Here is a 25,695-nt window from a genome sequence, read left to right on the forward strand (position 1 = left end):
AGACCGTCACCTGTTTCGCCGGCGGTCCCGAACGACGGCCACCACCTCGTCCGCGCATCTATCGATCGCGTTGTATACATCGGCAGCGGCATAACGAAGCACCAACCACCCGCGGAGCTGGAGCCAGTTCTGCCGTCGTCTATCGCGACGGAAAACCCCTGGTGCGCTGTGGAATTCACGCCCATCGACCTCCACAACGGTGCGCGAACGCTCGTCGACGAAGTCGCAGGTATACGGCCCGATCGGATGGTTCGCCAGCATGTGCAGTCGTCGCTTCGCCAGCGCCCGTGCGAACAACCGCTCCGGTTCCGACGCGGAGTAGAGCGCCGCTTCGCGGAGCTGTCTACGCAGTGCCGGCGCGCCCTGGGTGCCCATACTGCTCTGTCTCGCGAGTTCGGACGCAGTGACAGAACGATCCACCTGACTGTCCACCAGGCGACCAGCATCATCTTCGGACATGACCGAAATGCAGTCGATCAGGGTTCGCGCAGCATCGGTTACCGGCAGCCCCCACATATCCTCCACCGCCGCACCAGTTAAATCCCGGCGATACAGCGCCAACCATTTAGGACATCGCCGATGCACACCGGTCGGAACAGTCGCCTCGAAAACGGCCGGCTCCGGCAGCATATTGTGCAGCCACCCAGCCGTCCGATGACTCAACACGGCCGCCGGAATCCACGTAACGATGGCCGCACACCGCGCCAGCCCAGTGGGATCACCAAGCAAGTACGTGCGAGGCAGAAGCCGTGAATAAGTTCCCCGACGACATCGGTCGTCGATCGTTGTCGCCGGTACGCCATCGGCGATCAGCTGTGCGCGCGACCGCACGCCGTAGAGGTCCACAGTCGGAGCCTCCGCCGGCGGCGCTACCCGGTAGACCAGCTGTGCTGGGCAAACTGTCGGCCTGTGGATAGGGGTCGAGTTGTGAGTGGCCGCCTCGGCGAGCCAGCTGACACGAGCGGTAGAGGTCGCCGAACTTGTCTGACTGCGAAGCTATCCTGATTCACATCGTGTCCGATCTGGATGGATGAGTATCAAAGATAGTTGATAGTGGCAGGAGTTCTTTCGATGGCTCGCATTCTCAAGGTGACTCCAAGCACGCAGGAGAAGATCAAGCCGCATAAGATCGACGAGGGTGTGGAGTGTGAGTACAAAGTCCTTCCAGCTGAGGACGGACCGCTTGTGCATCTATCGACTTTCGGCTCCCAAAAGCGCGCGTCACACCGCAAGAGCAGTCAGTCGATGCAGTTCAACGAAGGCACTGCGAAGGACCTCACCGGCGTTTTCCATGAAACATTCGGTGATAGTTGCGCTACCGACTTAGATTTGGAGGAAGGGCGACTGGTCGCGGCCTATCGAAAGGATCCGCAGCGGTTTCGGCAGCTCATCACTGACGACGAAACTGCCCGTGACGTCGTAGCCCTGGCGCATCGCCGGAAACAGGTCACACGTTTTCGTCGTCTGTTGAACGATGATGCGTATTTTGCCGAGGAGGCTCAGACCTGTACAAAAACGGGGACAGAGCCAGTTTGGCAGCGCTTCTTTGAGGAGAACCCCTGGATCTTCGGCGTGTCTCTTGCTGGACAGTTATTGACCTCCTGGAGTCGTGAACAGCTCGAACAGATTGTTGCGGGGTCATCCATTTCTGGAGTCGGAAAGCGTACTGACGCTTTGCTGCGGACAGCGGGTCGTGTCAGGTCGCTGGTGTTCGTAGAATTCAAGACTCATAAGAAGGACCTCCTTGTCAAGGAGTACCGCTCAGGATGTTGGGTACCTTCGCCTGAGCTATCCGGAGGTGTCGTGCAGGCTCAGGGGACCGTCTATCGGGCAATAGTCGGCATCGGGGAGCAGTTGCAGAGTAAAGATGCTGACGGCAGCAATATTTCGGGGGACATCACGTATCTGTTGCGCCCCCGTACCTATCTGGTTATCGGGAACCTCGAGAGTCTGCGCGGCGAGGGCGGCGGCGATCATGAAGACAAGATCCGTTCGTTCGAACTGTATCGACGTCAACTGGTCGAGCCTGAAATACTCACCTTCGATGAGTTGCTCGCCCGGGCCGAATGGTTAGTGACTTCTGCGGTCAGCCCGAGCGATGCCTCCGAGTGAGTTCTCGAAGAGCGGTGGCCTGATCAGCGGCGGACTTCGGTGATCTCGACGGGGCGTTGTTCGCGGCGGGAGAGTTCACAGGCTTCGGCTACGTAGAAAGCTTCTAGGGCATCGGTTGGGTTGCACGGGTTTTCGAGGTTGCCGTTGATTACCGAGATGAAGGCAGCCAGTTCTTCGGTGTAGGCGTTGCGGAAGCGGTCCATGAAGCCGGGGTATGGGGGGAGGGGGGAGGGGGTGTAGTCGGGTTCGACTGAGGTCAAGGGGGAGCGGTCGTCTAGGCCGACGATTGCGTTGGATTTGGAGCCTAGGGCTTCCAGGCGGACGTCGTAGCCTGCGCCGTTGTAGCGGGTTAGGGAGACGGTGGCGAGGGATTGGTTGTCCAGGTGCAGCAGCACCGCGGCGGTGTCTACGTCGCCGGAGTCGGTGAAGACCTGGTCGCCTTGGTTGGTGCCGGTGGCGTAGACCTGGGTGATTTCTTGGCCGGTCACCCAGCGGATGATGTCGAAGTCGTGGACGCCGCAGTCGCGGAAGATGCCGCCGGAGTGGGGGATGTAGGCGGCGGGTGGGGGTGTGGGGTCGAGGGTGGTGGCGCGGAGGGTGTGCAGCCAGCCGAGGGAGCCGGAGGTGATGGCGGCTCGGGCGGCTCGGTAGCCGGCGTCGAAGCGGCGTTGGAAGCCGATTTGTACTGGGACGGTGGTGTTTTGGAGGTGGTCGAGCACGGCCAGGGTGCCTTCGATGTCGGCGGCGACGGGCTTTTCGCAGAAGACGGGGAGGCCGGCGTCGACTGCCCTGAGGATCAGTTCGGGGTGGGAGGAGGTGGCGGTGGTGATGATGAGGCCGTCGAGGTCGCTGGCGAAGAGGGCGTCGAGGTCGGGGGCGAATTCGAGGTCGAGCTTGGTGGCGGTGGTGCGGGCTCGTTCGGGGTCGGCGTCGGCGACGACGACGTTGGCTACGTTGGGGAAGTTCTTGAGGGTCTCGGCGTGGGAGGTGCCGATGCGGCCGGTACCGGCGAGGCCGAGGGTGACGGCTTTGTGGGATGTCATCGACTTTCCTCCTGGTGAAATCGCAACGTGCGGTAGGGAACTGCCGTGGGCAGGCGAGGGTTCAGTTGCTCGGGGGGCTGGTCGTCGAGCGGACGACGAGGGATGGCTGTAGGCGGCGACGGACCGGATCGGTGCGGTCGGCGCGGAGGCGTTCGACGAGCGCTTCGATGGCGAGCCGGCCCATTTGGACGCGGGGCTGGTCGATCGTCGTCAGCGAGACGTGGCGGAGTGCGGCCAGGGACGTGTTGTCGTAGCCGACGATGGAGACGTCGTCCGGCACCCGCAAACCGGCCTCTTCCAGGGCGGACATGGCGCCGACGGCGTTGAAGTCGTTGCCGCAGACCAGGGCGGTGGGGAAGTTGTCGCGGGTGAAGAGGTTCAGCAGCTTCTGTACCGCGGCGATACCCGCGGAGTCGGTGTGCTCGCTGGGGATGACCATCGGCTCGAGGCCGTGCCGTTCCATCGCGGCCTGGTAGCCCTTGCGACGTGGTGACGCGGTGAACGCGTTGCCGCCGTCGAGGTGCACGATGCGCCGATGTCCCAGGGAGGCAAGGTGATCCACGGCTAGTCCGGCGCCGACCTCGCCGTCGTCGTTGACGGTGTCGACGTCGGCGATGGTCGAGCTGCGCGACACCAGAACCAGCGGAGCCTGTTGTGCCGCATCGCGAATGGCGGCGGCGGGCAGGATGGGGGAGAGCAGGATGATGCCGCCGGGGCGGAACGCGAGCAGGCTTTCCAGCGCGGTGCGCTCGCGGGCGGCGCTGCGGCGGCCGGTGTTGAGGATCAGCTCCAGGCCGGATTCCTGTGCGGCGGTGTCCATTCCCTCGACGACGTCGGCGAAAAAGGCGTTGTGCAGGTCGGAGACCATGACGCCGACGATGTTCGACGTCCGGCTGGCCAGCGAGCGCGCCATGATGTCGGGCTGATAGCCGAGGTCTTTCGCGGCCTCCAGCACGGCGCGGCGACGGTGCTCGCTGACCTTCGGGGAGTTGCGCATGACGAGCGAAACCAGGGCGCGCGAGACGCCCGCGCGTTCGGCGACGTCCTCCATGGTGGGTCGCGCCATGTCGCCTCCGTTCCGCGTTCGGTGATCCGTGCCGTGTCGGACGTTACAAGGTCAGCGCGTCCGAATCAATAGAGCGCTCTAATCGGACTTTCTGCTCAACGAAATCTCCGACATTTCCGCTGGAAGCGCGGATATTACCTGGTGGTAGCGCTATTCTGAGGGCCGTGCAACCTCTTGACACACTATGACCCACGTTACATAGTTGGAGCGCTCCAATCGCTTGGGGCGCTTCAACTCGACATCGAAGGTCGGAGAAGTCCTGATGACCGAACCGCTCTACCCGCTGCGCATCGCGGCCGCCCCCATCTCCTGGGGAGTGTGCGAAGTTCCCGGCTGGGGTCACGTGCTCGACGCGCAGACCGTGCTCGCGGAGATGGCCGAACTCGGCCTGTCCGCGACCGAACTCGGCCCGCCGGGCTATCTTCCGCCGGACCCGGACGAATTGCGTTCGCTGCTGGCGACATTCGGGATCTCCGCGGTCGGCGGATTCCTGGCGCTGGTGCTGCACGAGGAACCGGAGAGCGCGCTCGTCGCGGCGAAGGAGGCCGCCGAGCTGTTCGCCGCGACCGGCGCCGAGGTGATCGTCCTGGCCGCCGCGACCGGGCTGGGCGGGTACGACGCCCGCCCGCAGCTCACCGCGGACGAATGGCGCACGCTCATCGAGACTTCCGCCGCGATCCGCGACCTCGCCGCCGAGCACGGGCTGCGCACGGTGCTGCATCCGCACGTCGGCACGCATGTGGAGACCGAGCCCGAAGTCGAACGCTTCCTTGCCGATTCGGACCTCGACATCTGCCTGGACACCGGGCATCTGCTGATCGGCGGCACCGATCCGGTACTGCTCGCGCAGCGACATGCCGCCCGGATCGGGCACCTTCACCTGAAGGACGTCCGTAGCGCGCTGGCCGACGAAGTACGCGGCGGCGCACTGGAATACAGCGAGGCCGTGCGCCGTGGGTTGTATGTCCCACTGGGCGAAGGGGATGTCGACATCGCCGCCCTGGTGCAGACCATGCAGGCCGCAGGCTACCGCGGCTGGTACGTGATGGAGCAGGACACCGCCCTGCGGCCCACCGACTCGGCGGAGCTGCCGAGCCGGGACACCGAACGCAGCCTGCGCCACCTCGCCGGCCTCGCGACTTCCGCCGCACGAATCTAGTTGGGAAGTGATGACAACGATGTCTCTTCGAGTTCGCCGAGGGTGGCAACGATCGCGCCGCCTGGTGCCGTGGCTGGCCGTGGCCGCGGTACTGGCCGCGTGTAGCGGGCCGGGCACCGACGCGGTCGCGCCGACCAATTCCCCGGTCGCCGCCGGCAAGTTGAACTCCGTCGCGGTGGTCACGCACGGCAGCCCCGGCGACGCGTTCTGGAACGTGGTCAAGAACGGTGCGGAGGCGGCGGGCAAAGACCTCGGCGTCCGGGTCGAATACAACTCGGCCGGCGATCCCGGCCAGCAGGCGAAGCTGATCGACAACGCGGTCGCGCAGGGCGTGGACGGGCTCGTCGTCTCGATGGCGAATCCCGACGCGCTGCGCCCCTCGATCGAAAAGGCCATCACCGCGGGCATTCCCGTGGTGACGATCAACTCGGGGGAAGGCGAGAGCGTCAAGTACGGCGCGATCGGCCATGTGGGACAAAGCGAGTCGCTGGCGGGGCAGGCGGCGGGCAAGCGCCTCGCCGACGCCAAGAAGACCAAGCTGCTCTGCGTGATTCACGAGGCCGGCAATATCGGCGCCAACCAGCGGTGCGAGGGCGCGACCAAGGCCTTCGGCAACGGGACGACGCTCCAGGTGGACATCAACAACCCGACCGACGCGCAGTCCCGGATCAAGGGCGCGCTGGAGGCGGACAAGTCGATCGACGCGGTGCTGACCCTCAATTCGCAGGTAGCCGCGCGTGCGGTGGACGGGGTGAGGGAAGCGCAGTCCACCGCGACGGTCGCGACGTTCGACCTCAATACCGATGTGGTCGAGGCCATCCGCGCGGGCAAGCTGCTGTTCGCCGTCGACCAGCAGCAGTACGAGCAGGGCTACCTGCCCGTGGTGCTGTTGCAGGCCTACCGGACCAATCTGAACACCGTCGGTGGTGGCACACCGGTGCAGACGGGTCCGGCCTTCGTCGACAAGAACAACGTCGATGCCGTCGCCGCGCTGGTGGCGCAGGGCACGCGCTGAGGTCAGGGAGTAGATGAAATGACTGTTGCGACAAAAGCATCCGCGGCGGAACCGGCCGCCGAGCCGAAGGGGCCGACGCTGATGCAGCGGATGGTCGTCCGGCCGGAGATCGGTGCCGCGCTCGGCGCGCTACTCGTGTTCGTGTTCTTCTCGATCATCACCGATCGCTTCCTGAGCCCGCTGGGCGTGGCGACCTGGCTGGACGACTCGTCCACGCTCGGCATCATGGCGGTCGCGGTGGCGCTGTTGATGATCGGCGGTGAGTTCGACCTCTCGGCCGGCGTGATGACGGCGTCCACGGCGTTGGTCACCGCACTGCTCGCGGTGCACGCGGGCTGGAACGTCTGGTTCGCGCTGCTGGCCTCGCTGGTGCTCGCGCTGCTGGTCGGCGCGTTCAACGGGTGGCTCGTGATGCGCACCGGCTTGCCGAGTTTCATCGTCACGCTCGGCACTTTCCTTGCGCTGCAAGGGCTGAACCTCGGCGTGACCAGGATGGTCACCGGAACCGTTCAGGTGTCGGGGATTCGGAGCGCGGACGGGTACAACTCGGCCGGTTGGGTCTTCGCCTCGACGCTGAACATCGGCGACGCGCGCATCCAAGCGTCGGTCATCTGGTGGATCGTGCTGACCGTGATCGCCTCGATCGTGTTGGTGCGCACCAGGTTCGGCAACTGGATCTTCGCGGTCGGCGGTGCGTTGCAGAATGCGCGCGCGGTCGGCGTGCCGGCCAATCGGACGAAGATCGTGCTGTTCATGACCACGGCGTTCGCCGGTTGGGTGGTCGGCTCGTGCAGCATCCTGCGGTTCGCCAGCGTGCAGGCGAACCAGGGTGTCGGCTTGGAGCTGCACTACATCATCGCCGCGGTCGTCGGCGGCTGCCTGCTGACCGGCGGCTTCGGGTCGGCCGTTGGCGCCGCGATCGGCGCGCTCATCTTCGGCATGGCACGTCAGGGAATTGTGTTCGCGCGCTGGGACAGTGACTGGTTCATGCTGTTCCTCGGCGTGCTGCTGCTGGCGGCGGTGCTGGTCAACAACAGATTCCAGAAGCGAGCCGAAAGGGTACGGCGATGACGACTCCTTTGATCGAGGCCGTTGGTATCGGTAAGAGTTACGGTGGTGTCGTCGCCCTGGAAGACGTGTCCACGGTGGTGAACGCGGGCCAGGTCACCTGCATCCTCGGTGACAACGGCGCGGGTAAGTCGACGCTGATCAAGATCCTGGCCGGCGTGCACCAGCACGACCGGGGCGAGTTGCGCATCGACGGCCAGCCGGTCCGATTGTCCTCGCCGCGTGCGGCTTTGGACCACGGCATCGCGACCGTCTATCAGGATCTGGCGGTGGTGCCGCTGATGAGCGTCTGGCGCAACTTCGTGCTCGGCTCGGAGCCGACCTCCGGCCCGTTCCGGCTGCTCGACCGGCGCAAGGGGCGGGAGATCGCCCGTAAAGGGCTGGCGGACATGGGTATCGAGATCCGCGATATGGAGCAGCCGGTCGGCACGCTGTCCGGCGGGCAACGGCAATGTGTCGCGATCGCGCGGGCCGTGCACTATGGCGCGAAGGTGCTGATCCTGGACGAGCCGACCGCCGCGCTCGGCGTGAAGCAGGCCGGGGTGGTGCTGAAATACGTTGTCCAGGCCAGGGATCGCGGGCTCGGGGTCATTCTGATCACGCACAACCCGCATCACGCCTTCCCGGTCGGCGACCGATTCCTGTTGCTGAAACGCGGCGCGATGCTCGGGTCGTACGAGAAGGACGAGATCGACCTGTCGGAGCTCACGCGGCAGATGGCGGGCGGCGCCGAGCTGGACGCGTTGCAGCACGAATTGCAGCGGGTCGTGTCGTCGTGACCGGTCTGGAAGCGTTGACCATCGGCCGCGTCGGCGTCGACCTGTACCCGCAGCAGAGCGGTGTCGGTCTCGCCGAGGTGGAGTCGTTCGCGAAGTTCCTGGGCGGCACCGCGACCAACGTCGCGGTCGCCGCCGCGCGACTCGGCCGCCGAAGCGCGGTGCTGACCAAGGTCGGCAAGGACGGCTTCGGTGACTACGTGCGAACGGCGTTGGCGGACTTCGGCGTATCGCCCGACTACGTCGGGACCGCGCCGGAACTCCTGACGCCGGTGGTCTTTTGCGAGTTGAAGCCGCCCGCCGACCCGCCGCTGCTGTTCTACCGCGCGCCCATCGCGCCGGATCTCACCCTCACCGAGGACGAGGTGCCGTGGGACGTGGTGGATTCGGTTCCGCTGCTGTGGGTTACCGGCACCGGCGTGAGCGCCGAACCCGGGCGCAGCACCCAGCGCCGGATCCTCGAGCGGCGTAACCGGCGCGGCCACACCGTGCTCGACCTCGACTACCGGCCGATGTTCTGGCCGGATGTCGAGACCGCCCGCTCGGAGATCGGCTGGATGGTCGACCACGTCAACGTCGTCGTCGGCAACCGCACCGAGGTCCAAGTCGCCGTGGGCACAGCCGATCCCGACGAGGCGGCCGACCGGCTGCTGGCTCGCGGCGTCCGGCTCGCGGTGATCAAACGCGGCGCCGAGGGGGTGCTGGTCGCCACCGAGTACGAACGGTGGACGGTGCCGCCGTGCCGGGTCGAGGTGGTCTGTGGGCTCGGGGCGGGAGATGGTTTCGGCGGCGCGCTGATTCACGGCCTGCTCTCGGACTGGGACCCGCATCGCATCGCCACCTACGCCAATGCCGCGGGCGCGCTCGTGGCGTCCCGGTTGGCGTGCGCCGATGCCATGCCGACGGACTCGGAAATCGAAGAACTACTGTGCCGCTGAACGCGGTGCGCCCATTCGAAATTGGAGGAACTACGGTGCATTTGACCGACGAACGCTGGCGTGAGCTGCTGCGCGTCCGCGCGACGGACCCGGCGGCGGTCGAGCGGGCATATGCGAAACGGGTCCGTCGCCCGAACCTGCTGGCGGACAAGGACACCCTGTTCCTGATCGCCGCGGACCACCCGGCCCGCGGCGCCCTCGGCGTCGGCTCGGACCTGACCGCGATGGCGGATCGGCGCGCGCTGCTGGAGCGGTTGCTGATCGCCCTGGCCCACCCGGATGTCGACGGCGTGCTCGGCTCCCCGGACGTGGTCGAGGAACTGCTGCTGCTGGATGCGCTGGACGACAAGGTCGTCATCGGCTCGATGAACCGCGGCGGACTGGCCGGCGCGGAGTGGGAGATCGACGACCGCTTCACCGGGTACGACGCGGACTCGCTCGCCCGATTCCGGCTCGACGGCGGCAAAATGCTGCTGCGCCTGGTGGATTCCGACGCGGGCACGGTGCCGACCTTGCAGGCGTGCGCGCAAGCGGTGTCCGAACTGGCGGCGAACGGGCTCATGGCGATGGTCGAGCCGCTGCCGTACCATCGCGACGAATCCGGTGTCCTGGTGATGAGCAGGGACGCGGCTGCCCTCGCTCGGGCCATCACGGTCGCCTCGGGGCTCGGCGTCACCTCCGCCTACACCTGGTTGAAGATCCCTGCGCCGGAAGACATTTCCGTGCTCGACGCGACGACCCTGCCGGTCGTCGTGCTCGGCGGCGCTCCCTCCGGCGACCAGGTCGCCGACATCGCGTACTGGGACGGGGCGCTCGGCCACGATGTCGTCCGCGGTCTGGTTGTCGGCCGGACGCTGCTCTACCCGCACGACGGTGACGTCGGCGCGGCAGTCGATGCAGCCGCCAAGATGCTGAAGGAGACCCGATGAGCCGCTGCTCCTTCTGGCCAGCCGGACCGGACTGCACACTGCTACCGACGAGTGCCGCGCACAATCTGTCACCGCGCGCACGTACTCGCCGGCGAATCCTGGCGCGGCGCAACACGATGCGCGCGCCGCTTACGCGCGGCCGGGCTCGCCCGGCACCGGACCGGCAGCGGGGTGGGCGGCTGCTGCGCACGAATCGTTCGGCCGCGCGCGTGTTCGCTGGTGGTTCTGTGCGCGGGGCGCGAGTTCGTGCGCAGCGGCTGGGTACTACGCGCGTAGCGGTGGTGCGGAGCGGGGGAGCGCGGTGAAGCTGCATCGACCTGCCGGGACGTTGCGGGAGGGTAGCGATCCGATCCGCCTGGTCCCGGAAGACGCCGGATGGACCTATACCGGATTGCGCGTACTTGCCCTCCGTCCCGGCGAAACCAGAAACCTCGAGACCGGTGAGTTCGAAGCATTCGTCCTGCCGCTGGCCGGTTCGTGCACCGTCCGCGTCGACGGCATGACCTTCGAATTGTCCGGCCGCGACTCGGTTTTCACCCGTGTGACGGACTTTGCCTACATTCCGCGAGACGCGGACGTCGAGCTGACCGCGCAAGGCAATCTGGAACTCGCCCTCCCCATGGCCCGCTGCACGAACCGCCTCGACCCGAAATACGGCCCCGCGGAACAGGTCCCGATCGATATCCGCGGCGCGGGCCAAGCCACCCGCCAGGTCACCAACTTCGGCGTCCCCGGCGTCTGGGATCACGCCGACAAACTCAACGCCTGCGAACTGATCACCCCTGACGGCAACTGGTCCTCCTACCCGCCGCACAAGCACGACGAGGCGAGCGACTGCGAGGTCGTCAACGAGGAGATCTACTACTTCCGCATCGCCGGACGAGACGGGGTCACTCCGTCACGTGACGGATTCGGCATGCATCGCACCTACACCGCCGATGGCGCACTCGACGAAAACGTCGCGGTACGGGACGGCGACGTTTTCCTGGTCCCGCAGGGCTATCACGGCCCGTGCATCGCCGCCCCGGGCTACCCGATGTACTACCTCAACGTGCTCGCGGGCCCCGCCCCGGAACGTTCGATGGCCTTCTGCGACGACCCGGCGCACAGCTGGGTGCGCGGCGCCTGGGACGACGAACCGCGCGATCCCCGCTGCCCGGTCACCAACCATGAAGGACGGCTCCGATGAAACTGACCGCGGCGCAGGCGCTGGTGGCCTGGCTGGTCGCCCAACGCTCGGAAACCCTGGACGGCCGCGAAGTACCGTTGTTCCCTGCGGTTTTCGGCATCTTCGGGCACGGCAACGTGCTCGGCCTCGGCACCGCGCTGCACGAGCGGCGCGACGAGATCCCGGTCTGGCGTGGACAGACCGAGCAGGGCATGGCCCTGGCCGCCGTCGGCTACGCCAAAGCGACCCACCGTCGGCAGATCGGTGTCGCCACCTCGTCGATCGGCCCCGGCGCGCTGAACATGGTGACCGCCGCCGGCGTCGCCCACGCGAATCGCCTTCCGCTGCTGCTGCTTCCGGGCGACACCTTCACCACCCGGGCCCCGGACCCGGTGCTGCAACAGGTCGAGCATTTCGGCGACGCCACCGCCACGGTCAACGACGCGTTCCGCGCGGTGAGCCGCTACTTCGACCGGATCACCCGCCCCGAGCAGCTGATTTCCACACTGCCCCAGGCGGTTCGGGTGCTCACGGACCCGGCCGAGGCCGGTCCGGTCACGCTCGCCCTGCCGCAAGACATCCAGGCCGAGACCTACGACTTCCCCGACGCCCTGTTCGAGCCGGTCGTCCACCGCATCCTGCGCCCGCGCGCCGACGAGCGCTCCTTGGCCGACGCCGAAGCGGCGCTGCGCAACTCGGCCCGGCCGCTGCTGGTCCTCGGCGGCGGCGTCCGCTACTCGGGCGCGGGCCGAACTGCGCTCGAATTCGCTGAGCGACATGGCATTCCGATCGTCGAAACGACCGCGGGCCGCACCCTCGTGCCCCACGTGCATCCCCTCTACGCCGGTCCGCTCGGCGTCACCGGCTCGACCTCGGCCAACGCACTGGCCGCCGAAGCCGACCTCGTCCTCGCCGTCGGCACCCGCTTGCAGGACTTCACCACCGCCTCATGGACCGTCTTCGCGCCGGAGGTCCGCCTCGTCACGATCAACGCGGCCCGCTTCGACGCGGTCAAGCACGGCGCCCTCGCGATCGTCGGCGACGCCGACGCAACGGTCCGTGACCTGGCCGAACGCACCCAGCAATGGCAGGTCGACCCCGAATGGACCGCCCGCGCTGCCGCCGAACGCAGCACCTGGGACGCCCACGTCGACAAGCTGCGCGCCCATACCCTGGGCACCCCCAGCTATGCCCAGGTGGTCGGCCTCGTCAACGAACTCAGCGGCCCGAACGACTACGTGATGACCGCGTCGGGCGGCATGCCCGGCGAACTCGTCGGCGGTTGGCGCGCGACCGGCGGCGCACCGACCATGGACGTCGAGTACGGATTCTCTTGCATGGGTTACGAACTCGCGGGCGCCTGGGGCGCTGCCATGGCCCACACCGACGGCCTGGTCACCACCATGCTCGGCGACGGCTCCTACCTGATGCTGAATTCCGAACTGTTCTCCGCCGCCTTCGCCGGTCACCCGCTGGTCGCGGTCGTCTGCGACAACGACGGCTACGCGGTGATCGCCCGCCTGCAAGAAGGCCAGGGCGGCGCACCGTTCAACAACTTCTACGCCGACTGCCGCACCACCCACGACGAACCGCCGCGCGTGGACTTCGCCGGACACGCCCGCGCCCTGGGTTGTGCCGTCTTCACCGCCACTGACCTGGCCGAATTCCGCGACGCCTACGCCGAGGCACGGGCCACCGCGGTCCGTGAATCCCGCCCGGCCGTGCTGGTGATCCGCACCCAGCCGTCGTCCTGGACCGAGGCGGGCGCCTGGTGGGAGGTCGGCGTTCCCGAGCATCTGTCCGGGAGTGCCGCCTACGCCGAAGCGAAACCACGCCAGTTGCGCTATTTGCAACATTGAACTCGAGGTGAAACAAGGTGCTGCGCGACTCGATGGAAAGTCGTAGGATGACTTAACGGCGCATCGGGGCGCTGGTAGCGATGGCCCTTGCGGCACAAGATAACTGGGACATCACCGAGTATCGGTGACCGGTTGCGTCGAGAAGGGGAAGGCCTGTGCGGACCGAGGCGAGCAGAGCGGGCCGGTGACCCTCAACCGGGTCGACCACACCGCGTTGGCGCTGTGGGCGGCGGATTGCGCCGAACATGTGCTGCCGCTGTTCGAGCGCGCGCGACCGGATGACCTACGACCGGCCGCGGCGATCGAGGCCGCCCGCGCCTGGGTGCGCGGCGACCTGACGATGCCCGAGGCGCGCCGGGCCGCGTTCGCCGCCCACGACTCCGCTCGCGAGACCGTCGGCGCGGCCACTTTCGCCGCGCGATCGGCCGGGCACGCCGCCGCGACCGCCCATGTGGCCGGTCACGCGGTGCACGCCGCGAACTATGCGATGCAGGCGGTACAGGCGGATTCGTCGGAGGGGGACGACGAGCGCGCCTGGCAAGAAGCTCAGGTACCTGAACGACTGTTCCGGGTGGTTTTCCCGGATCGGGGCCTGTCAGAGCGGGGGAGGTGAAGGCAACAACCCCCTAGTCAGCGTTGTTTTGCTCACAGTTGACCGGGGAAGAAGTGGAGAAATTCGTCGGATCATGGCATCGTTGATCTCGAGACCAGGCCATTCCATTTGGCAGAATCTGGCTCGTCTACAGAAAGTATGAAATGGCTCAGGGCATTGTGAAGTGGTTCAACAGCGAGAAGGGCTTCGGCTTCATCGCGCAAGACGGCGGAGGCCCCGACGTCTTCGTGCATTACTCGGCCGTCAGCGGCGCGGGTTTCCGGTCCCTCGATGAGGGGCAGCGCGTGGAGTTCGAGATCGGCCAGGGCCAGAAGGGCCCGCAGGCGCAGGACGTTCGCGTCCTCTGATCTGATCGCTCCTAAGCTTTCGAAAGGCCCCACACCGGCATGGTGCGGGGCCTTTCCCCATTTCCGGGGATGCTTATGCCCTGGTGAAGGTCACATGGGTGACCGCAGGAGAGCGGACCACCGAGCCGATCGTGTAACCGGGCAGCGCGCCGAGATCGTCGTAGAGACGCTCGCCGCCGCCGAGCAGAATCGGCACGACGGCCAGATGCATCTCGTCGACCAGTCCTGCCTGAAGGAACTGACGCACGATCGATGAGCCGCCGCCCAATCGCACGTCCTTGCCGTCGGCGGCTTTGAACGCCTTCCGCAGCACCTCCTCCGGGGTGTCGTCGACGAAGTGGAACGTGGTGCCGCCGTCCATCGGCAGCGACTGCCGCGGGTGATGGGTCAGCACGAAGGTGTCGTGGTGGTACGGCGGGTTGTCGCCCCACCAGCCCTTCCACTCCGCGTCCTGCCACTCGCCGCGAATCGGCCCGAACATGTTGCGGCCCATGATGGTTGCGCCGATGCCGACATCGCCGGCCTTGACGAAATCGTCGTCGATACCGGTCTCGCCGCCCTCGCTGCCGGACCGGTCGTTGCCGGTGCGCGTGGCGAAGACCCACTCGTGCAGGCGCATGCCGCCTTCGTCGAGCGGGTTGTCCTGGCTCTGGTTCGGGCCGGCGACATAGCTGTCCAGTGAGATGGCCAGGTTGCGTACGAAGAGCTTCGCCATGGTCTTGTCTTTCGCTAGACTGATTGCAGTTTGCAATCGCTTGGGTGCAGATTAGGGGCGACTGGTTGTATATTGCAAGCAGACGTTCGAAGTTATTTGCGGAGCAAGGAGCGGTGGATGCGTGACGAGGGACGCTCGGGCTGCCCGATCAACGCGACGATCGAGGTGATCGGCGATCGGTGGACCCTGCTGGTGCTGCGCGACGTGATGTTCGGCAACCGGCGCTATTTCCGCGAATTGCTCGCCGCGTCGGAGGAGGGCATCGCCTCGAATATCCTGTCCGACCGGCTGAAACGGCTGGTCGCGGCGGGTCTGCTCAGCCGCGAGGACAGCAGGCCCGGGCAGAAGGCGGAGTACCGGCTGACCGAGCCTGCCATCCAGTTGGTGCCGATCATGGCGCAACTCGGGTCGTGGGGACTGCGGCACCGGCCGACCACCCGGCAGTTGCGGGTGCGGGCGGAGCTGCTCGAGCAGGGTGGCCCCGAGCTGTGGGCGGAGTTCATGGACGAACTCCGGGAGGCACACCTCGGGATTCCCCGACCCGACCCGGACCGGCCGACCGCGACGGACCGGCTGGCCCAGGCGTACGCGGCGGCCGTCGCCGAAGCGTGAGCGCTACGACGGTCCGGCGGCCTCGGCGCGGAAGAACTCCGCGGTGAGCTTCCTGGCCCGGTCGAGATCCGGGTCCACCGTCTTCGGGAAAGCGTCTGCGGCCAGCTCGAATTCGGCCTCGATGAACGCGGCGATCGGGACCGGCACTGTGCCACTGCCCATTTCGCGGGTCCGGGACTTGAGCTCGGTCAACTCCGCCACTGCCGCAACGAGATCCGCGGCCAGGTCGCACTCGTCCATCAGCGTCGGCAGGTGCATCGGCGCCACCGCCACACCGGAGTGCTCGCGCAGCCAGCGCAAAGCCATTGCCGGACGCAGTGAATAGAACACCTTCTTCAGTGATCGGTTGCGGTCGAACAACTCCCACTGCTTCTCGCCCAGGTGCAGGTAGTGCCGGGCCACCCGGTTGCGGTCGGCGACCTCGTCGGCCAGGGCGCGCAGCTCGTCGCGGAACCGGCTGTCGCCGCGGTACACGATCGGCGACATCAGCCATTCGATGAGCACGGCATTGCCCGCGACCAGCAGGCGCAGCGCCTTGGCCAGGTCCCAGCCGTTCACGTCGAGCAGCCCGGCCAGCGGCGTCTCGATCACGTCGCGGGTGCGCCACGGGGACAGGTAGGTATCGAGGTTCGCGACATAGACGAACCGGCAGTCGTAATCGGAGTCGGGCGACGGGAAACCCCAAGCCCGGCTGCCGCTTTCGATGGCGAGCCGGACCGAGACGCGGTGTTCGCGCTCGACCCGGTCCAGCTCGAAGTCGATGGACCCGACCACCGTCGGGTCCATCGAAGCAGGGATCGCGCGTAGGGCCATGCCGTTGATGCTATGTGCTGGTTACCTTGAAACGCAGTTCATTTTCCGGCCATCGGCGCTGTTCAGGCCCGCTCGGGGGTGCGCCCGAAGGCGGCGATCAGCAGCGCGACGAACACCAGCGCGCCGCCTAGCCACATCGCCGAGGTGACGCCGAACGCGTCCGCCATGCGCCCACCGGCCAGCGCGCCGAGGGCGATGGCGGCGTTGAAGACGCACGCGTTCAACGAGGACGCGGCCTCGCGTGCGCGAGGTGCCGCGGCGAAGGCCCAGTTCTGCGTGGTAACCGACACGCCGCCGTAGGACAGGCCCCACGCCACCATCAGCGCGACGGCGAGCCACAGCGATCCGCCGAGCATCGGAATCAGCAGTACGGTGCCGGCCAACGGGACGGTGATCGTCATCAGCATCCGGCGCGGATTGCGGACACCGGCGGCGCCCGAGCCGAAATTGCCGATGACACCGGCGATTCCGTACACCAGCAGCAGGGTGCCGATGGTGCTCGCGCTGACGCAGGTCACCTTCTCCAGCAATGGGCGGATGTAGGTGTAGGCGGCGAAGTGGCCGGTGACCAGGAACGCGACGACCAGCAGCGCGGTGCGTAATTGTGGTTCGCGGGTCAGCCCCAGCGCCTCGCGCAATGGGACCGACTGCGCGACAGTCGATCTCGGCAGCATTGCGGCGAGCGCGAGCAGCACGACCAGCGCGAGCGCGGCGATGACGAGGAAGGCCGCGCGCCACCCGGCGAGTGCGCCGATGTAGGTCCCGGCGGGCACGCCGATCACCGAGGCCACCGCGACCCCGCTGTAGACCAGCGCGGTGGCGGCGCCGATCGACTCGGCCGGCACCAGCCGCGCCGCGAGGCTCGCCGCGAGCGCCCACACCCCGCCGATCCCGATGCCGACCAGCACTCTGGCCGCCATCATGACGGTGAAGTTCGGCGACCAGGCCGCGCCGACATTGCCGATGGTCAGCACCGCGAGCAGCACGCAGAGCACGAGCCTGCGGTCGGTGCGGCCGAGCACGCCGGTGATCAGTGGCGCGGACAGGGCGGCGACCAGGCCGGTGGCCGTCAGGGACAACCCCGCCGCGCCCTCGGAGACCCGCAACGCGCCGCTGATCGGGGTGAGCAACCCGACCGGCAGCATCTCCGAGGTGACGACCGTGAAGGTGGCCCCGGTCACGGCGCCGACGCCGAGCCAGCCGCGCAGGGCCGAATCATGCGCCGCGGGTGCCGGACTCGCGCTGTCTTGAACCTGTGTCATGCCTCCAGCCAACCGATCGGCCGGGGCGGAAACAACGGCGAAGATCTCATCGTTCTATGAGCTGAGCTCATCGACGCTGGAGAGGACGCCCATGACCGGCCTGGAGGTACGCGAACTGGAGGCCTTCCTCGTGCTCGCCGAGGAACTGCACTTCGGGCGGGCGGGGGAGCGGCTCTACGTCTCGCAGAGCCGGGTGAGTCAGCTGCTGCGCGCGTTGGAGCAGCGGGTCGGTGCGCGACTGATCGAGCGCACCAGCCGCAAGGTCACGCTCACGCCGCTCGGCGCGGACTTCCTGGCCCAGCTGGAACCCGCCTACGCGGCGCTGCGGGCGACGGTGGACAGCGTCCGGGCGACCGCCCGCGGGACCGAAGGCGTGCTGCGCATCGGCATTCAGGGCTCGGGCAGCGAATACCTCACGGAGGCAATCGAACTGTTCCGGCACCGCTTCCCCGCCTGTGTCACCGAGGTGGTCGAGATTCCGCTGGCCGACCCGTTCGGTCCGGTGCAGCGCAGCGAGGTCGATATCGCGGCTGTGCTGCTGCCGATGGGGGAGAGCGATCTCGTTCTCGGGCAGGTCTTTTCGGAGAAGCCGCAGATGCTGGCCATGCATACGGGGCACCCGCTGGCGGCCCGGACCAGTCTGTCGCCGGAGGATCTCGCCGAGTTCTCTTTGATCGGGGTGCGCGGGCCCGCGCCGCACTACTGGCGCCGCGCGCAGTCGGTGGACGTGACCCCGGGCGGGCGGCCCGTTCCGGCCGGACCCGGCGTCGGCACGTTACGGGAGGGGATCGAGTTGGTGGCGGCGGGTCAGGGCGCGATGCTGCTGTGCCATCCGACCGCGGTGTTCCACGATCGGCCGGAGGTCAACTACGTGCCGGTGACCGGGCTGGCGCATTCGCGGCTGGGGTTGGTGTGGCATCGCAACCGCGAGACCACGCGGGTGCGCGCCTTTTCGCGGGCGGTCGCCGCGGTGAGCTGAGCGGTATTGCGGGTCGGCGAGATATATTGCGCGACACGTTTATCCGATGCGGATATGAGGGATCCGTAGGTGCGCCGAATGTGTGGTCCGGCGATGCGCACACGACTCCTTCTATGAAGGACAATCGGCGAATTCGTGTGCTTGTTACAGAGTTTCGCCGAGCCGCCGGAAATGTCCGGGTTCAAGGAGTGTGTATAGCCCTCTTATTGGGGTGCTATTGCTTTCTTAGAAGATCTTTATGTTTACCGCCGTGCCGAACTGGTCAAGTGACCTGCTGCGCATACATAGTGGTCAAGCCCATGGTTCTCGGGGCGCAGACTCATGTTGGTCACTTGACCAGGGGTTCTTCGTGATGTGACTGTAACCTACATCACTAAATGGCAGAATTTCGTAACCGTCTTTGTTCGGACGCCGATGTGCCTTGTGTCAGCCAGTACGACTGGATTGTCTTTCAATGAAGAGGTATTTAAATGATCCCCGTTATCATCGACACCGGTAGCGCTGCCCTCGGCGGTTTCCTGGACACCTTCGGTGCCGCTTTCCACGGAATCATCGACACCCTGTGGACGGGCTCCTTCGGCGGCCGCTGATCTAACGTGATGGTCGATTGATCGACCGGGTCTCGCGCCCATCGAGCGCGATTCCGGAGAGGGCCCCGCACCCGAGTGGTGCGGGGCCCTCCGCGTTATCGGGCCGGTACGCCGGCCCCGACTCGGGCGATCTCGGCGGCGACCTGTGCGGGGTGGGTCAGCTGCGGGTAGTGGCCGGTGCCCTCGATCACGGTCAGCTCGTGCGATGTGGCCGTCGAGAGTGGATCGTCCGCACCGGCGATGAGCCGCACCGGCACCTGTACCCGGGCGAGCAGCCCGGCCAACTCGGTTCGCCGAGCGGGCGCACTCGCGCGCCGCAATGCGGCGACGGTACGTGCCGCGACGCCGGGCCTGCGCAGGTTGGCTGACGCACTGTCCACCGCCGGGCCCGCGGGGAGGCCGAGCTGTGTTGCCAAGGTGGCGGCCGTCATTCGCTTCAAGGCCGGCGCAACCAGTGGCGAACGCAGGAGCCGGCCGGCCCGTGACTGTAGGAACGCGGGCGACACCAATGCGACACCGGAGATCCGATCCGGGTGCGCTGCGGCGTATCTCAGCACCGGGCCGCAGCCGAGCGAATGTCCGACCAGCACAGGGCGACTGCGCACAGTCCGCATCAATCGCGGTAGTACGTCATCGATTTCGCCGGGTGCGGAGCGTCCCAGCCCGGGCAGGTCGACGGCCAGGCTGGGACCCGCGAGGGCGGCCCGCACCTCGGTCCAGGAGTCGCTGTCGACGGGCAGGCCGTGCAGGAGGACATAGTCCGGATGCACCCGGTCCCCGGAAACCCAAGTGCCGTCGACGAACCCGGCGGCGGGATCCTCCTCGACCGCGCCGAATCGGCTCGACACCAGGTGATCGGCCCAAGTACGCAAGACGGACCCGGCATCCGGCATGGCCAGGCCGGCCGCACGCGCGACCTCGTCCGCCGCCGAGGTGTCGTACCTGTCGTCGGCAATGAACGGCAGTGTCTCGGGATCGGCACCGGTCAACGCCCGCGGCAACCTCTCGATCACGCTGACCGGAACCGTGAACCGCGGCGCTCGCACGCCCAAATGCCCGGCGAGCAGGCGAATCAACTCCGGCAACACCGGCGTTCGCGGATCGAGCACGGTCAGCGACCGCCCGGCCGTGTCCTCCTGACTCGGCAGGCTGATCAGGAACCGCGCGAAGTAGTCCAGATCGACTATCGGAACGAAGGTTTCGCGTCCACCCGGGATCGCCGCGAGCCTGCCGTGCCACAGATCTTCGACAATGCTTGCGAGCCCGACGTATTGGCCGGGGCCGAGCACGCTGCTCGGGTTGGTGATCGTGAGCGGAATCCCGCGCTCGGCCGCGCGCCGGCGCAGCAGCGGATCGGACTCGAACTTGGACGCGCCGTAAGCCCCTCTGTCGTAATGCTGTTCGTCCGAATCCTCGACGGTGATCCGGTAGCCGGTGATGTGGACGACGCGACGCAGGTCGGGCAGCGTCGCGGACCAGTCGAGGACGTTGAGCGCGCCGGTCACGTTCACCGCGTAGGCGTCGTCCTTGCCGAGCCCGAAGGCGAAGCGCGCCGCGCAGTTGTAGACGTCGCGGATGTCGGTCACATCGAGGTCGGCGGGCAGGCCGAGATTCTTCGCGGTGATATCGCAGGCGACAACGCGGAGCCGGGTCTGATCGACGGCGCTCGTGCGCAACCACGCGCCGAGTCGGTCCGCGCCGCCCGGCCGGACCGCGGCGACAACGGATTCGCCCTGCTCGAGCAGCTGCGCGACCACCGCGCGGCCGATGAACCCGGCGGCGCCGAGCACGATGCTGTGGGACATGAAATCTCCTTTATAGACCGGTCTACATATTCTATAGACCTGCGAAAACTATTGGCAGAACAACTGACTCGGGTCAGAGCAGCGCGCGAATCGTGCGCGCCACGCGCTCCAGCGGCGCACGGCTGCGCTGCGCCCGCGCCAAGAGCAAGCCGCCTTCGATCATCGCGAGAATCGCGGCGGCCAAATCCTCTGCATCCGAACGCCCGTCGGCCCGCAGTCGAATCCGCAGCGCCTCTTCCCAACTCGCGTACGCGGCCGCGCATTCGGCCTGGATCACGTCGTTCGCCGCCGAAACGTCAAGGGTGACAGTGGCGACCGGGCAGCCTTGGCTCCACTCGGACGCTTCCAGTCGATCGCCGAAAGTGTTGAGCAGACCGATCGCCGCCCCGGCGGTATCGCCGGGCTCGATCGCGTCGATCAGCGCGGAGATCTCGTTGCCCGCCTGCGCGACGGCCTCCGCGACGAGCTGGTCCTTGCCGCCGGGGAAGTGGAAGTACAGCGACCCCCGCGGCGCGCCACTGGTCTCGATGATCTGGTTGAGGCCGGCGCCGAAGTACCCGTGCTTCTCCACCAGCTGACGGGTCGCGCCGATCAATCGGCAGCGCGTCTCGGTTCCTTTGGCACCCATGCGATAACTGTAGACCGGTCTTCATATTTTGACCAATGCGGCCTCCGATGGGTCATACTGACGACGGCCGCCTTACCAGGGGGTAGCACATGCCGAAACGACGCCCACTAAGCTGATCGGCGGTAATTGCCGACCCCTTTCCCCAGGAGTACTCCACCGTGAGCCAAGCAGGCCGTCCTGTTGTCCTGATCGCCGACAAGCTTGCCCAGTCGACCGTCGACGCGCTCGGTGACGGAGTCGAGGTCCGGTGGGTCGACGGCCCCGACCGCCCGGCTCTACTCGCCGCGGTCCCCGAGGCCGACGCGCTACTCGTGCGCTCCGCGACCACGGTGGACGCCGAGGTGCTCGAGGCGGGTAAGAACCTGAAGATCGTCGCCCGGGCCGGCGTCGGCCTCGACAATGTCGACGTGCCCGCGGCCACCGAACGCGGCGTCATGGTCGTCAACGCGCCGACCTCGAACATCCACACCGCCGCCGAACACGCGGTCACCCTGCTGCTCTCGGCCGCGCGCCAGATCCCGGCCGCCGATGCCACGCTGCGCGAGCACACCTGGCAGCGCAGCAAGTTCAACGGCGTCGAGATCTTCGACAAGACCGTCGGCGTGGTCGGCCTCGGCCGGATCGGGCAGCTGTTCGCCGCCCGGCTCGCCGCCTTCGAGACCAAGATCGTCGCGTACGACCCCTACGTGTCCCCGGCCCGCGCCGCCCAGCTGGGCATCGAGCTGCTGAGCCTGGACGAGCTGCTCGAGCGCGCCGACCTGATCTCGGTGCACCTGCCGAAGACCCCGGAGACCAAGGGCATCATCGGCAAGGAAGCCATCGCCAAGACCAAGCCGGGCGTCATCATCGTCAACGCCGCGCGCGGTGGCCTGGTCGACGAGCAGGCGCTGGCCGACGCGATCAAGTCCGGGCATGTGCGGGCCGCCGGCCTGGACGTGTACGAGACCGAGCCGTGCACTGATAGCCCGCTGTTCGAGCTGCCGCAGGTCGTGGTGACCCCGCACCTCGGCGCGTCCACCTCCGAGGCGCAGGACCGGGCGGGCACCGACGTGGCCAAGTCCGTATTGCTCGCGCTCGCCGGTGAATTCGTGCCCGGCGCGGTGAACGTCACCGGCGGCAGCGTCGACGACGATGTCGCGCCGTGGCTGGACATCGTGCGCAAGCAGGGTGCGCTGCTCGGCGCGCTGTCCGACGAACTGCCGGTCAGCGTCGAGGTGCAGGTCCGTGGCGAGCTCGCCGCGCACGACGTTGCGGTGCTGGAACTTTCGGCGCTGCGCGGCATCTTCTCCGCGCTGGTCGAGGACCAGGTCACCTTCGTCAACGCGCCGGCCCTGGCCAAGGAGCGCGGCATCACCGCACAGGTGAACACCGTGCCGGACAGCCCGAGCCACCGCAGCGTCGTCGACCTGCGCGCCGTGTTCGGCGACGGCCGCACGCTGAACGTGGCGGGCACGCTGACCGAGCCGCAGCAGGTGCAGAAGATCGTCAATATCAACGGCCGCAACTACGACATGCGCGCCGAGGGCATCAACATGGCCGTGCTGAACTACGAGGACAAGCCGGGCGCGCTCGGCAAGATCGGCACCAAGCTCGGCGAGGCAGGCATCGACATCCTCGCCGCGCAGCTGAGCCAGGACGTCGACAAGGAAGGCGCCACGGTGATCCTGCGGGTCAACCGCGAGGTGCCCGACGCCGTCGAGGCCGCGATCGCCGAATCCGTCGGCGCCGCAAAGGTCGTCGTCGTCGACCTGTTCTGATCGCGTGCGGGGGCGCGCCCACGGCTGGGCGCGCCCCCGATTAACAACGGAGCGTTGCAATGAAGCTTGCTGTCATCCCCGGCGACGGCATCGGACCCGAGGTCATCGCCGAGGCGCTGAAGGTGCTCGACGTGGTCCAGCCCGGCGTCGCGAAGACCGAGTACGACCTCGGCGCCAAGCGCTACCACGCGACCGGTGAGATCCTGCCGGAATCCGTGCTGCCGGAGCTGAAGCAGCACGACGCGATCCTGCTCGGCGCGATCGGCGATCCGTCGGTGCCCAGCGGCGTGCTCGAGCGCGGGCTGCTGCTGCGCACCCGGTTCGCGCTGGATCATCACGTGAACCTGCGGCCGTCCAAGCTGTTTCCCGGGGTGACCAGCCCGCTGGCCGGCACTCCCGACATCGATTTCGTGGTCGTCCGCGAGGGCACCGAGGGTCCGTACACCGGCACCGGCGGCGCGATTCGGGTCGAGACCCCGCACGAGGTGGCGACCGAGGTCAGCACCAACACCCGGTTCGGCATCGAGCGCGTGGTGCGCTACGCCTTCGCCAAGGCGCAGGCCCGGCGCAAGCACCTCACGCTGGTGCACAAGACCAACGTGCTCGCCTTCGCCGGCTCGCTGTGGCAGCGCACCGTCGACGAGGTCGCGGCCGAATTCCCGGATGTCGCAACGGCTTACCAGCACATCGACGCCGCGACCATCCACATGGTGAACGATCCGGGCCGGTTCGACGTGATCGTCACCGACAACCTGTTCGGCGACATCATCACCGACCTCGCGGCCGCCGTCAGCGGTGGCATCGGGCTGGCCGCCAGCGGCAACATCGATGCGTCGGGCGTCAATCCGAGCATGTTCGAGCCGGTGCACGGCAGCGCCCCCGACATCGCGGGCCAGTCCAAGGCCGATCCCACCGCCGCGATCCTGTCGGTGTCGCTGCTGCTCAACCATCTCGGCAACACCGAGGCCGCGGCGCGCATCGAGTCCGCCGTCGCCAAGGATCTGGCGTCGCGCTCGGGCGCGGCGTCGACGGTCGAGGTCGGCGACCGCATCGCCGCGATCGTCTGAGCGAAGCACGACCCAGGGGTCCTGCGCCGGAACACCTCCGGCGCGGGACCTTTCGGCTACGTGTGAAACCGACGTCTGGTGGTATGCCCTCATCGATGAACTGACCTGGTGAGACGGAGGATCGGTGAGCGAGCGGCGCGGGAATCGCAGGGCGCAGGTCGGTCCGTATGCCGGGCTGGACCTGCGCGATGTCCCAGGTGGCGGCAAGGGTTTCGAGCTCGAGGACGGCTGGCTGGTCGAGGTCGCCTGTGGCGCTCGGCACAATCACGTGACGCAACGGCTCGGCCGGTTCATCGACGCCGGAGCGGTCGGGGCCGCTGTGCACCTGTGTGTCGGGAGCGGCTGGGAGGTCAGCACCCGCAGCGGGGTACGCAAACCGGACATCATCGTGATTCCGCGTGAGGTCGCCCGCGCGGCCGTGGTTGCAGAGGTGCCCAAGCGGATTCCCGGATCCGAGGTGCGGCTCGCGGTCGAGGTGATCGCGCCGGGGAGCGGGACCGAGCGCACCGATCGGGTGCGGAAGGTGCGCGAGTACGCGGCGGTCGGTATTCCGCAGTATTGGATCGTCGAACATCAGCCGGAGGTCGAGGTGCATCGGATGGTGTTGGGGGACGGCGGTTATGGGGCCGATCCGGTGGTCTGCTCCGGCAGTGTGTTCGATGCGGTGGTGGACGCCGACATACCGTTCCACGTCACGTTCGATCCCGCTGCGCTGCTTGCGGTTTGAGCCGGGCGCGCGTCATCCCTTGTGGTGGTGGCGATTCGGGCGATGGTTGATGCCGACCGCGCGGCGGACGAACGCGACTGTCTCCGGGACGATCTCGTTGTGGTCGCGGCCGCCATCGATGCGCTCGATGGCGCGGGCGAGCGCACCGTCGACCAGGTCGGCGGTCAGCTCGGGGTTCGGGTTGTCCAAGGCGGTGAGCGCCGCGCGCAACGGGGTGGCCACCTCGTAATGCGCGTCGGCGAGGTCGCGCCGGGCCGTCTCGTCGCGGGGGAGGGTGCTGCCGAGGACGGCGATGCGGTGCGCGCCGGAGGCGGCCAGGGCCAAGGTGGTTCGGACATAGGCCTCGACCTGGCCCTCGGGGGTCTCGGCGCGGTCGACCGTATCGCGCACGCGCTCACCCCATTCCAGCAGCGCGTCCGCCACGATCCGGAACAGGATCTCGTCGCCGGAGCGGAAATACTTGTAGACGCTGCTCCGGGCGAGGCCTGCGGCCGCACCGACCATGGCGGGGGATACCGCCTGCGGGCCGTTCTGTAGCAAAACCGCGCGGGCGGCGTCGAGCAGCGCGCGTTCCTGGTTCGCCCGGTGTTCGGCGACGGTCGGTGCGTCGATCTTCGGCATCGCACTCCTGGGGTTGGCGACGGAAT

The 25,695-nt window shown here is 67.4% G+C and carries 25 protein-coding genes; 16 read left to right on the plus strand and 9 right to left on the minus strand.

The window, feature by feature from the left end; translation table 11 throughout:
• Positions 1-6 precede the first annotated feature (6 nt).
• A complete protein-coding gene (locus AB0M22_RS02800; protein WP_364720223.1) occupies positions 7-846 on the minus strand; it encodes a DUF559 domain-containing protein in 840 nt (279 codons plus the stop codon).
• A gap of 225 nt (positions 847-1,071) precedes the next feature.
• Between AB0M22_RS02800 and AB0M22_RS02805 the strand changes: the two genes are divergently transcribed.
• Entirely contained in the window at positions 1,072-2,112 is a 1,041-nt protein-coding gene (locus AB0M22_RS02805; RefSeq protein WP_364720226.1) for a Shedu immune nuclease family protein, read from the plus strand.
• A 23-nt stretch (positions 2,113-2,135) separates the two neighbouring features.
• Here the strand turns inward: AB0M22_RS02805 and AB0M22_RS02810 are convergent, their stop codons facing one another.
• Both AB0M22_RS02810 and AB0M22_RS02815 read right to left on the minus strand, forming a co-directional pair.
• Positions 2,136-3,155, minus strand: a complete 1,020-nt coding sequence (locus AB0M22_RS02810; RefSeq protein WP_364720229.1) for a Gfo/Idh/MocA family oxidoreductase — start codon at positions 3,153-3,155, stop codon at positions 2,136-2,138.
• 61 nt (positions 3,156-3,216) lie between these two features.
• Positions 3,217-4,221: a LacI family DNA-binding transcriptional regulator gene (locus AB0M22_RS02815; protein WP_364720233.1), complete on the minus strand. Its 1,005-nt coding sequence runs from the start codon at positions 4,219-4,221 to the stop codon at positions 3,217-3,219.
• A gap of 262 nt (positions 4,222-4,483) precedes the next feature.
• Here AB0M22_RS02815 and AB0M22_RS02820 point away from each other — a divergent pair, with 262 nt between their 5' ends.
• From AB0M22_RS02820 to AB0M22_RS02865, 10 genes are all read left to right on the plus strand, one after another.
• On the plus strand, positions 4,484-5,380 hold the full coding sequence (locus tag AB0M22_RS02820) for a sugar phosphate isomerase/epimerase (RefSeq protein ID WP_364720236.1): 897 nt from the start codon (positions 4,484-4,486) through the stop codon (positions 5,378-5,380).
• Positions 5,381-5,399: 19 nt separating this feature from the next.
• Positions 5,400-6,395 (plus strand): sugar ABC transporter substrate-binding protein, encoded by a 996-nt coding sequence (locus AB0M22_RS02825; protein WP_364720239.1) that lies wholly within the window; start codon positions 5,400-5,402, stop codon positions 6,393-6,395.
• A gap of 18 nt (positions 6,396-6,413) precedes the next feature.
• On the plus strand, positions 6,414-7,466 hold the full coding sequence (locus tag AB0M22_RS02830; RefSeq protein WP_364720241.1) for an ABC transporter permease: 1,053 nt from the start codon (positions 6,414-6,416) through the stop codon (positions 7,464-7,466).
• Positions 7,463-8,242 carry an ATP-binding cassette domain-containing protein gene (locus AB0M22_RS02835; RefSeq protein WP_364720244.1) on the plus strand — a complete coding sequence of 260 codons (780 nt, stop codon included), beginning with the start codon at positions 7,463-7,465 and terminating at the stop codon, positions 8,240-8,242. Before AB0M22_RS02830 ends, AB0M22_RS02835 begins: the two co-directional genes overlap by 4 nt.
• Complete coding sequence (gene iolC, locus AB0M22_RS02840; RefSeq protein WP_364720248.1) at positions 8,239-9,177, plus strand: 5-dehydro-2-deoxygluconokinase; 939 nt, start codon at positions 8,239-8,241, stop codon at positions 9,175-9,177. Before AB0M22_RS02835 ends, iolC begins: the two co-directional genes overlap by 4 nt.
• Positions 9,178-9,212: 35 nt before the next feature.
• Positions 9,213-10,106: an aldolase gene (locus AB0M22_RS02845; protein WP_364720250.1), complete on the plus strand. Its 894-nt coding sequence runs from the start codon at positions 9,213-9,215 to the stop codon at positions 10,104-10,106.
• Between the two features lie 301 nt (positions 10,107-10,407).
• Positions 10,408-11,295, plus strand: a complete 888-nt coding sequence (gene iolB, locus AB0M22_RS02850) for a 5-deoxy-glucuronate isomerase (protein ID WP_364720252.1) — start codon at positions 10,408-10,410, stop codon at positions 11,293-11,295.
• Complete coding sequence (iolD, locus tag AB0M22_RS02855) at positions 11,292-13,133, plus strand: 3D-(3,5/4)-trihydroxycyclohexane-1,2-dione acylhydrolase (decyclizing) (RefSeq protein ID WP_364720254.1); 1,842 nt, start codon at positions 11,292-11,294, stop codon at positions 13,131-13,133. Before iolB ends, iolD begins: the two co-directional genes overlap by 4 nt.
• Before the next feature lie 124 nt (positions 13,134-13,257).
• A complete protein-coding gene (locus tag AB0M22_RS02860; RefSeq protein WP_364720257.1) occupies positions 13,258-13,746 on the plus strand; it encodes a putative immunity protein in 489 nt (162 codons plus the stop codon).
• A gap of 143 nt (positions 13,747-13,889) precedes the next feature.
• On the plus strand, positions 13,890-14,093 hold the full coding sequence (locus AB0M22_RS02865; RefSeq protein WP_054814460.1) for a cold-shock protein: 204 nt from the start codon (positions 13,890-13,892) through the stop codon (positions 14,091-14,093).
• Positions 14,094-14,166: 73 nt separating this feature from the next.
• Here the strand turns inward: AB0M22_RS02865 and AB0M22_RS02870 are convergent, their stop codons facing one another.
• Positions 14,167-14,808, minus strand: coding sequence for a dihydrofolate reductase family protein (locus AB0M22_RS02870; protein ID WP_364720260.1), 642 nt, complete (start codon positions 14,806-14,808; stop codon positions 14,167-14,169).
• A 117-nt stretch (positions 14,809-14,925) separates the two neighbouring features.
• On the opposite strand from AB0M22_RS02870, the gene AB0M22_RS02875 reads away from it, so the two are divergent.
• Complete coding sequence (locus AB0M22_RS02875) at positions 14,926-15,420, plus strand: helix-turn-helix domain-containing protein (protein WP_364720262.1); 495 nt, start codon at positions 14,926-14,928, stop codon at positions 15,418-15,420.
• Positions 15,421-15,423: 3 nt separating this feature from the next.
• Here the strand turns inward: AB0M22_RS02875 and AB0M22_RS02880 are convergent, their stop codons facing one another.
• Positions 15,424-16,233, minus strand: coding sequence for a nucleotidyltransferase domain-containing protein (locus AB0M22_RS02880; RefSeq protein ID WP_364720264.1), 810 nt, complete (start codon positions 16,231-16,233; stop codon positions 15,424-15,426).
• A 62-nt stretch (positions 16,234-16,295) separates the two neighbouring features.
• Positions 16,296-17,495 (minus strand): MFS transporter, encoded by a 1,200-nt coding sequence (locus tag AB0M22_RS02885; RefSeq protein ID WP_364720266.1) that lies wholly within the window; start codon positions 17,493-17,495, stop codon positions 16,296-16,298.
• 91 nt (positions 17,496-17,586) lie between these two features.
• On the opposite strand from AB0M22_RS02885, the gene AB0M22_RS02890 reads away from it, so the two are divergent.
• Complete coding sequence (locus AB0M22_RS02890; RefSeq protein ID WP_364720268.1) at positions 17,587-18,474, plus strand: LysR family transcriptional regulator; 888 nt, start codon at positions 17,587-17,589, stop codon at positions 18,472-18,474.
• Between the two features lie 685 nt (positions 18,475-19,159).
• On the opposite strand, the gene AB0M22_RS02895 is transcribed toward AB0M22_RS02890, so the two are convergent.
• Complete coding sequence (locus AB0M22_RS02895; protein WP_364720271.1) at positions 19,160-20,869, minus strand: alpha/beta fold hydrolase; 1,710 nt, start codon at positions 20,867-20,869, stop codon at positions 19,160-19,162.
• Between the two features lie 73 nt (positions 20,870-20,942).
• Complete coding sequence (locus AB0M22_RS02900; protein WP_364720273.1) at positions 20,943-21,497, minus strand: TetR/AcrR family transcriptional regulator; 555 nt, start codon at positions 21,495-21,497, stop codon at positions 20,943-20,945.
• Positions 21,498-21,655: 158 nt separating this feature from the next.
• On the opposite strand from AB0M22_RS02900, the gene serA reads away from it, so the two are divergent.
• The 3 genes from serA to AB0M22_RS02915 all read left to right on the plus strand — a co-directional run bounded on the left by serA (position 21,656) and on the right by AB0M22_RS02915 (position 25,048).
• Positions 21,656-23,254: a phosphoglycerate dehydrogenase gene (gene serA, locus AB0M22_RS02905; protein WP_150405474.1), complete on the plus strand. Its 1,599-nt coding sequence runs from the start codon at positions 21,656-21,658 to the stop codon at positions 23,252-23,254.
• 59 nt (positions 23,255-23,313) lie between these two features.
• The gene (locus AB0M22_RS02910) at positions 23,314-24,321 is read left to right on the plus strand and encodes a 3-isopropylmalate dehydrogenase (RefSeq protein WP_364720277.1); all 1,008 of its coding nucleotides are present in this window, start codon (positions 23,314-23,316) and stop codon (positions 24,319-24,321) included.
• A gap of 124 nt (positions 24,322-24,445) precedes the next feature.
• A complete protein-coding gene (locus tag AB0M22_RS02915; RefSeq protein WP_364720281.1) occupies positions 24,446-25,048 on the plus strand; it encodes a Uma2 family endonuclease in 603 nt (200 codons plus the stop codon).
• A 12-nt stretch (positions 25,049-25,060) separates the two neighbouring features.
• Here the strand turns inward: AB0M22_RS02915 and AB0M22_RS02920 are convergent, their stop codons facing one another.
• A complete protein-coding gene (locus AB0M22_RS02920) occupies positions 25,061-25,669 on the minus strand; it encodes a helix-turn-helix domain-containing protein (protein ID WP_364720283.1) in 609 nt (202 codons plus the stop codon).
• Between the last annotated feature and the right edge of the window lie 26 nt (positions 25,670-25,695).

This window comes from Nocardia sp. NPDC051756, from assembly GCF_040681495.1.
GTDB lineage: Bacteria > Actinomycetota > Actinomycetes > Mycobacteriales > Mycobacteriaceae > Nocardia.

Excerpts from the sequence above, each read along its gene's own strand:
- AB0M22_RS02805 (WP_364720226.1), top strand. The coding sequence starts at position 1,072 with ATGGCTCGCATTCTCAAGGTGACTCCAAGCACGCAGGAGAAGATCAAG.
- AB0M22_RS02810 (WP_364720229.1), bottom strand. The coding sequence starts at position 3,155 with ATGACATCCCACAAAGCCGTCACCCTCGGCCTCGCCGGTACCGGCCGC.
- AB0M22_RS02815 (WP_364720233.1), bottom strand. The coding sequence starts at position 4,221 with ATGGCGCGACCCACCATGGAGGACGTCGCCGAACGCGCGGGCGTCTCG.
- AB0M22_RS02820 (WP_364720236.1), top strand. The coding sequence starts at position 4,484 with ATGACCGAACCGCTCTACCCGCTGCGCATCGCGGCCGCCCCCATCTCC.
- AB0M22_RS02825 (WP_364720239.1), top strand. The coding sequence starts at position 5,400 with ATGTCTCTTCGAGTTCGCCGAGGGTGGCAACGATCGCGCCGCCTGGTG.
- AB0M22_RS02830 (WP_364720241.1), top strand. The coding sequence starts at position 6,414 with ATGACTGTTGCGACAAAAGCATCCGCGGCGGAACCGGCCGCCGAGCCG.
- AB0M22_RS02835 (WP_364720244.1), top strand. The coding sequence starts at position 7,463 with ATGACGACTCCTTTGATCGAGGCCGTTGGTATCGGTAAGAGTTACGGT.
- iolD (WP_364720254.1), top strand. The coding sequence starts at position 11,292 with ATGAAACTGACCGCGGCGCAGGCGCTGGTGGCCTGGCTGGTCGCCCAA.
- AB0M22_RS02865 (WP_054814460.1), top strand. The coding sequence starts at position 13,890 with ATGGCTCAGGGCATTGTGAAGTGGTTCAACAGCGAGAAGGGCTTCGGC.
- AB0M22_RS02870 (WP_364720260.1), bottom strand. The coding sequence starts at position 14,808 with ATGGCGAAGCTCTTCGTACGCAACCTGGCCATCTCACTGGACAGCTAT.
- AB0M22_RS02875 (WP_364720262.1), top strand. The coding sequence starts at position 14,926 with ATGCGTGACGAGGGACGCTCGGGCTGCCCGATCAACGCGACGATCGAG.
- AB0M22_RS02880 (WP_364720264.1), bottom strand. The coding sequence starts at position 16,233 with ATGGCCCTACGCGCGATCCCTGCTTCGATGGACCCGACGGTGGTCGGG.
- AB0M22_RS02885 (WP_364720266.1), bottom strand. The coding sequence starts at position 17,495 with ATGACACAGGTTCAAGACAGCGCGAGTCCGGCACCCGCGGCGCATGAT.
- AB0M22_RS02890 (WP_364720268.1), top strand. The coding sequence starts at position 17,587 with ATGACCGGCCTGGAGGTACGCGAACTGGAGGCCTTCCTCGTGCTCGCC.
- AB0M22_RS02895 (WP_364720271.1), bottom strand. The coding sequence starts at position 20,869 with ATGTCCCACAGCATCGTGCTCGGCGCCGCCGGGTTCATCGGCCGCGCG.
- AB0M22_RS02900 (WP_364720273.1), bottom strand. The coding sequence starts at position 21,497 with ATGGGTGCCAAAGGAACCGAGACGCGCTGCCGATTGATCGGCGCGACC.
- AB0M22_RS02910 (WP_364720277.1), top strand. The coding sequence starts at position 23,314 with ATGAAGCTTGCTGTCATCCCCGGCGACGGCATCGGACCCGAGGTCATC.
- AB0M22_RS02920 (WP_364720283.1), bottom strand. The coding sequence starts at position 25,669 with ATGCCGAAGATCGACGCACCGACCGTCGCCGAACACCGGGCGAACCAG.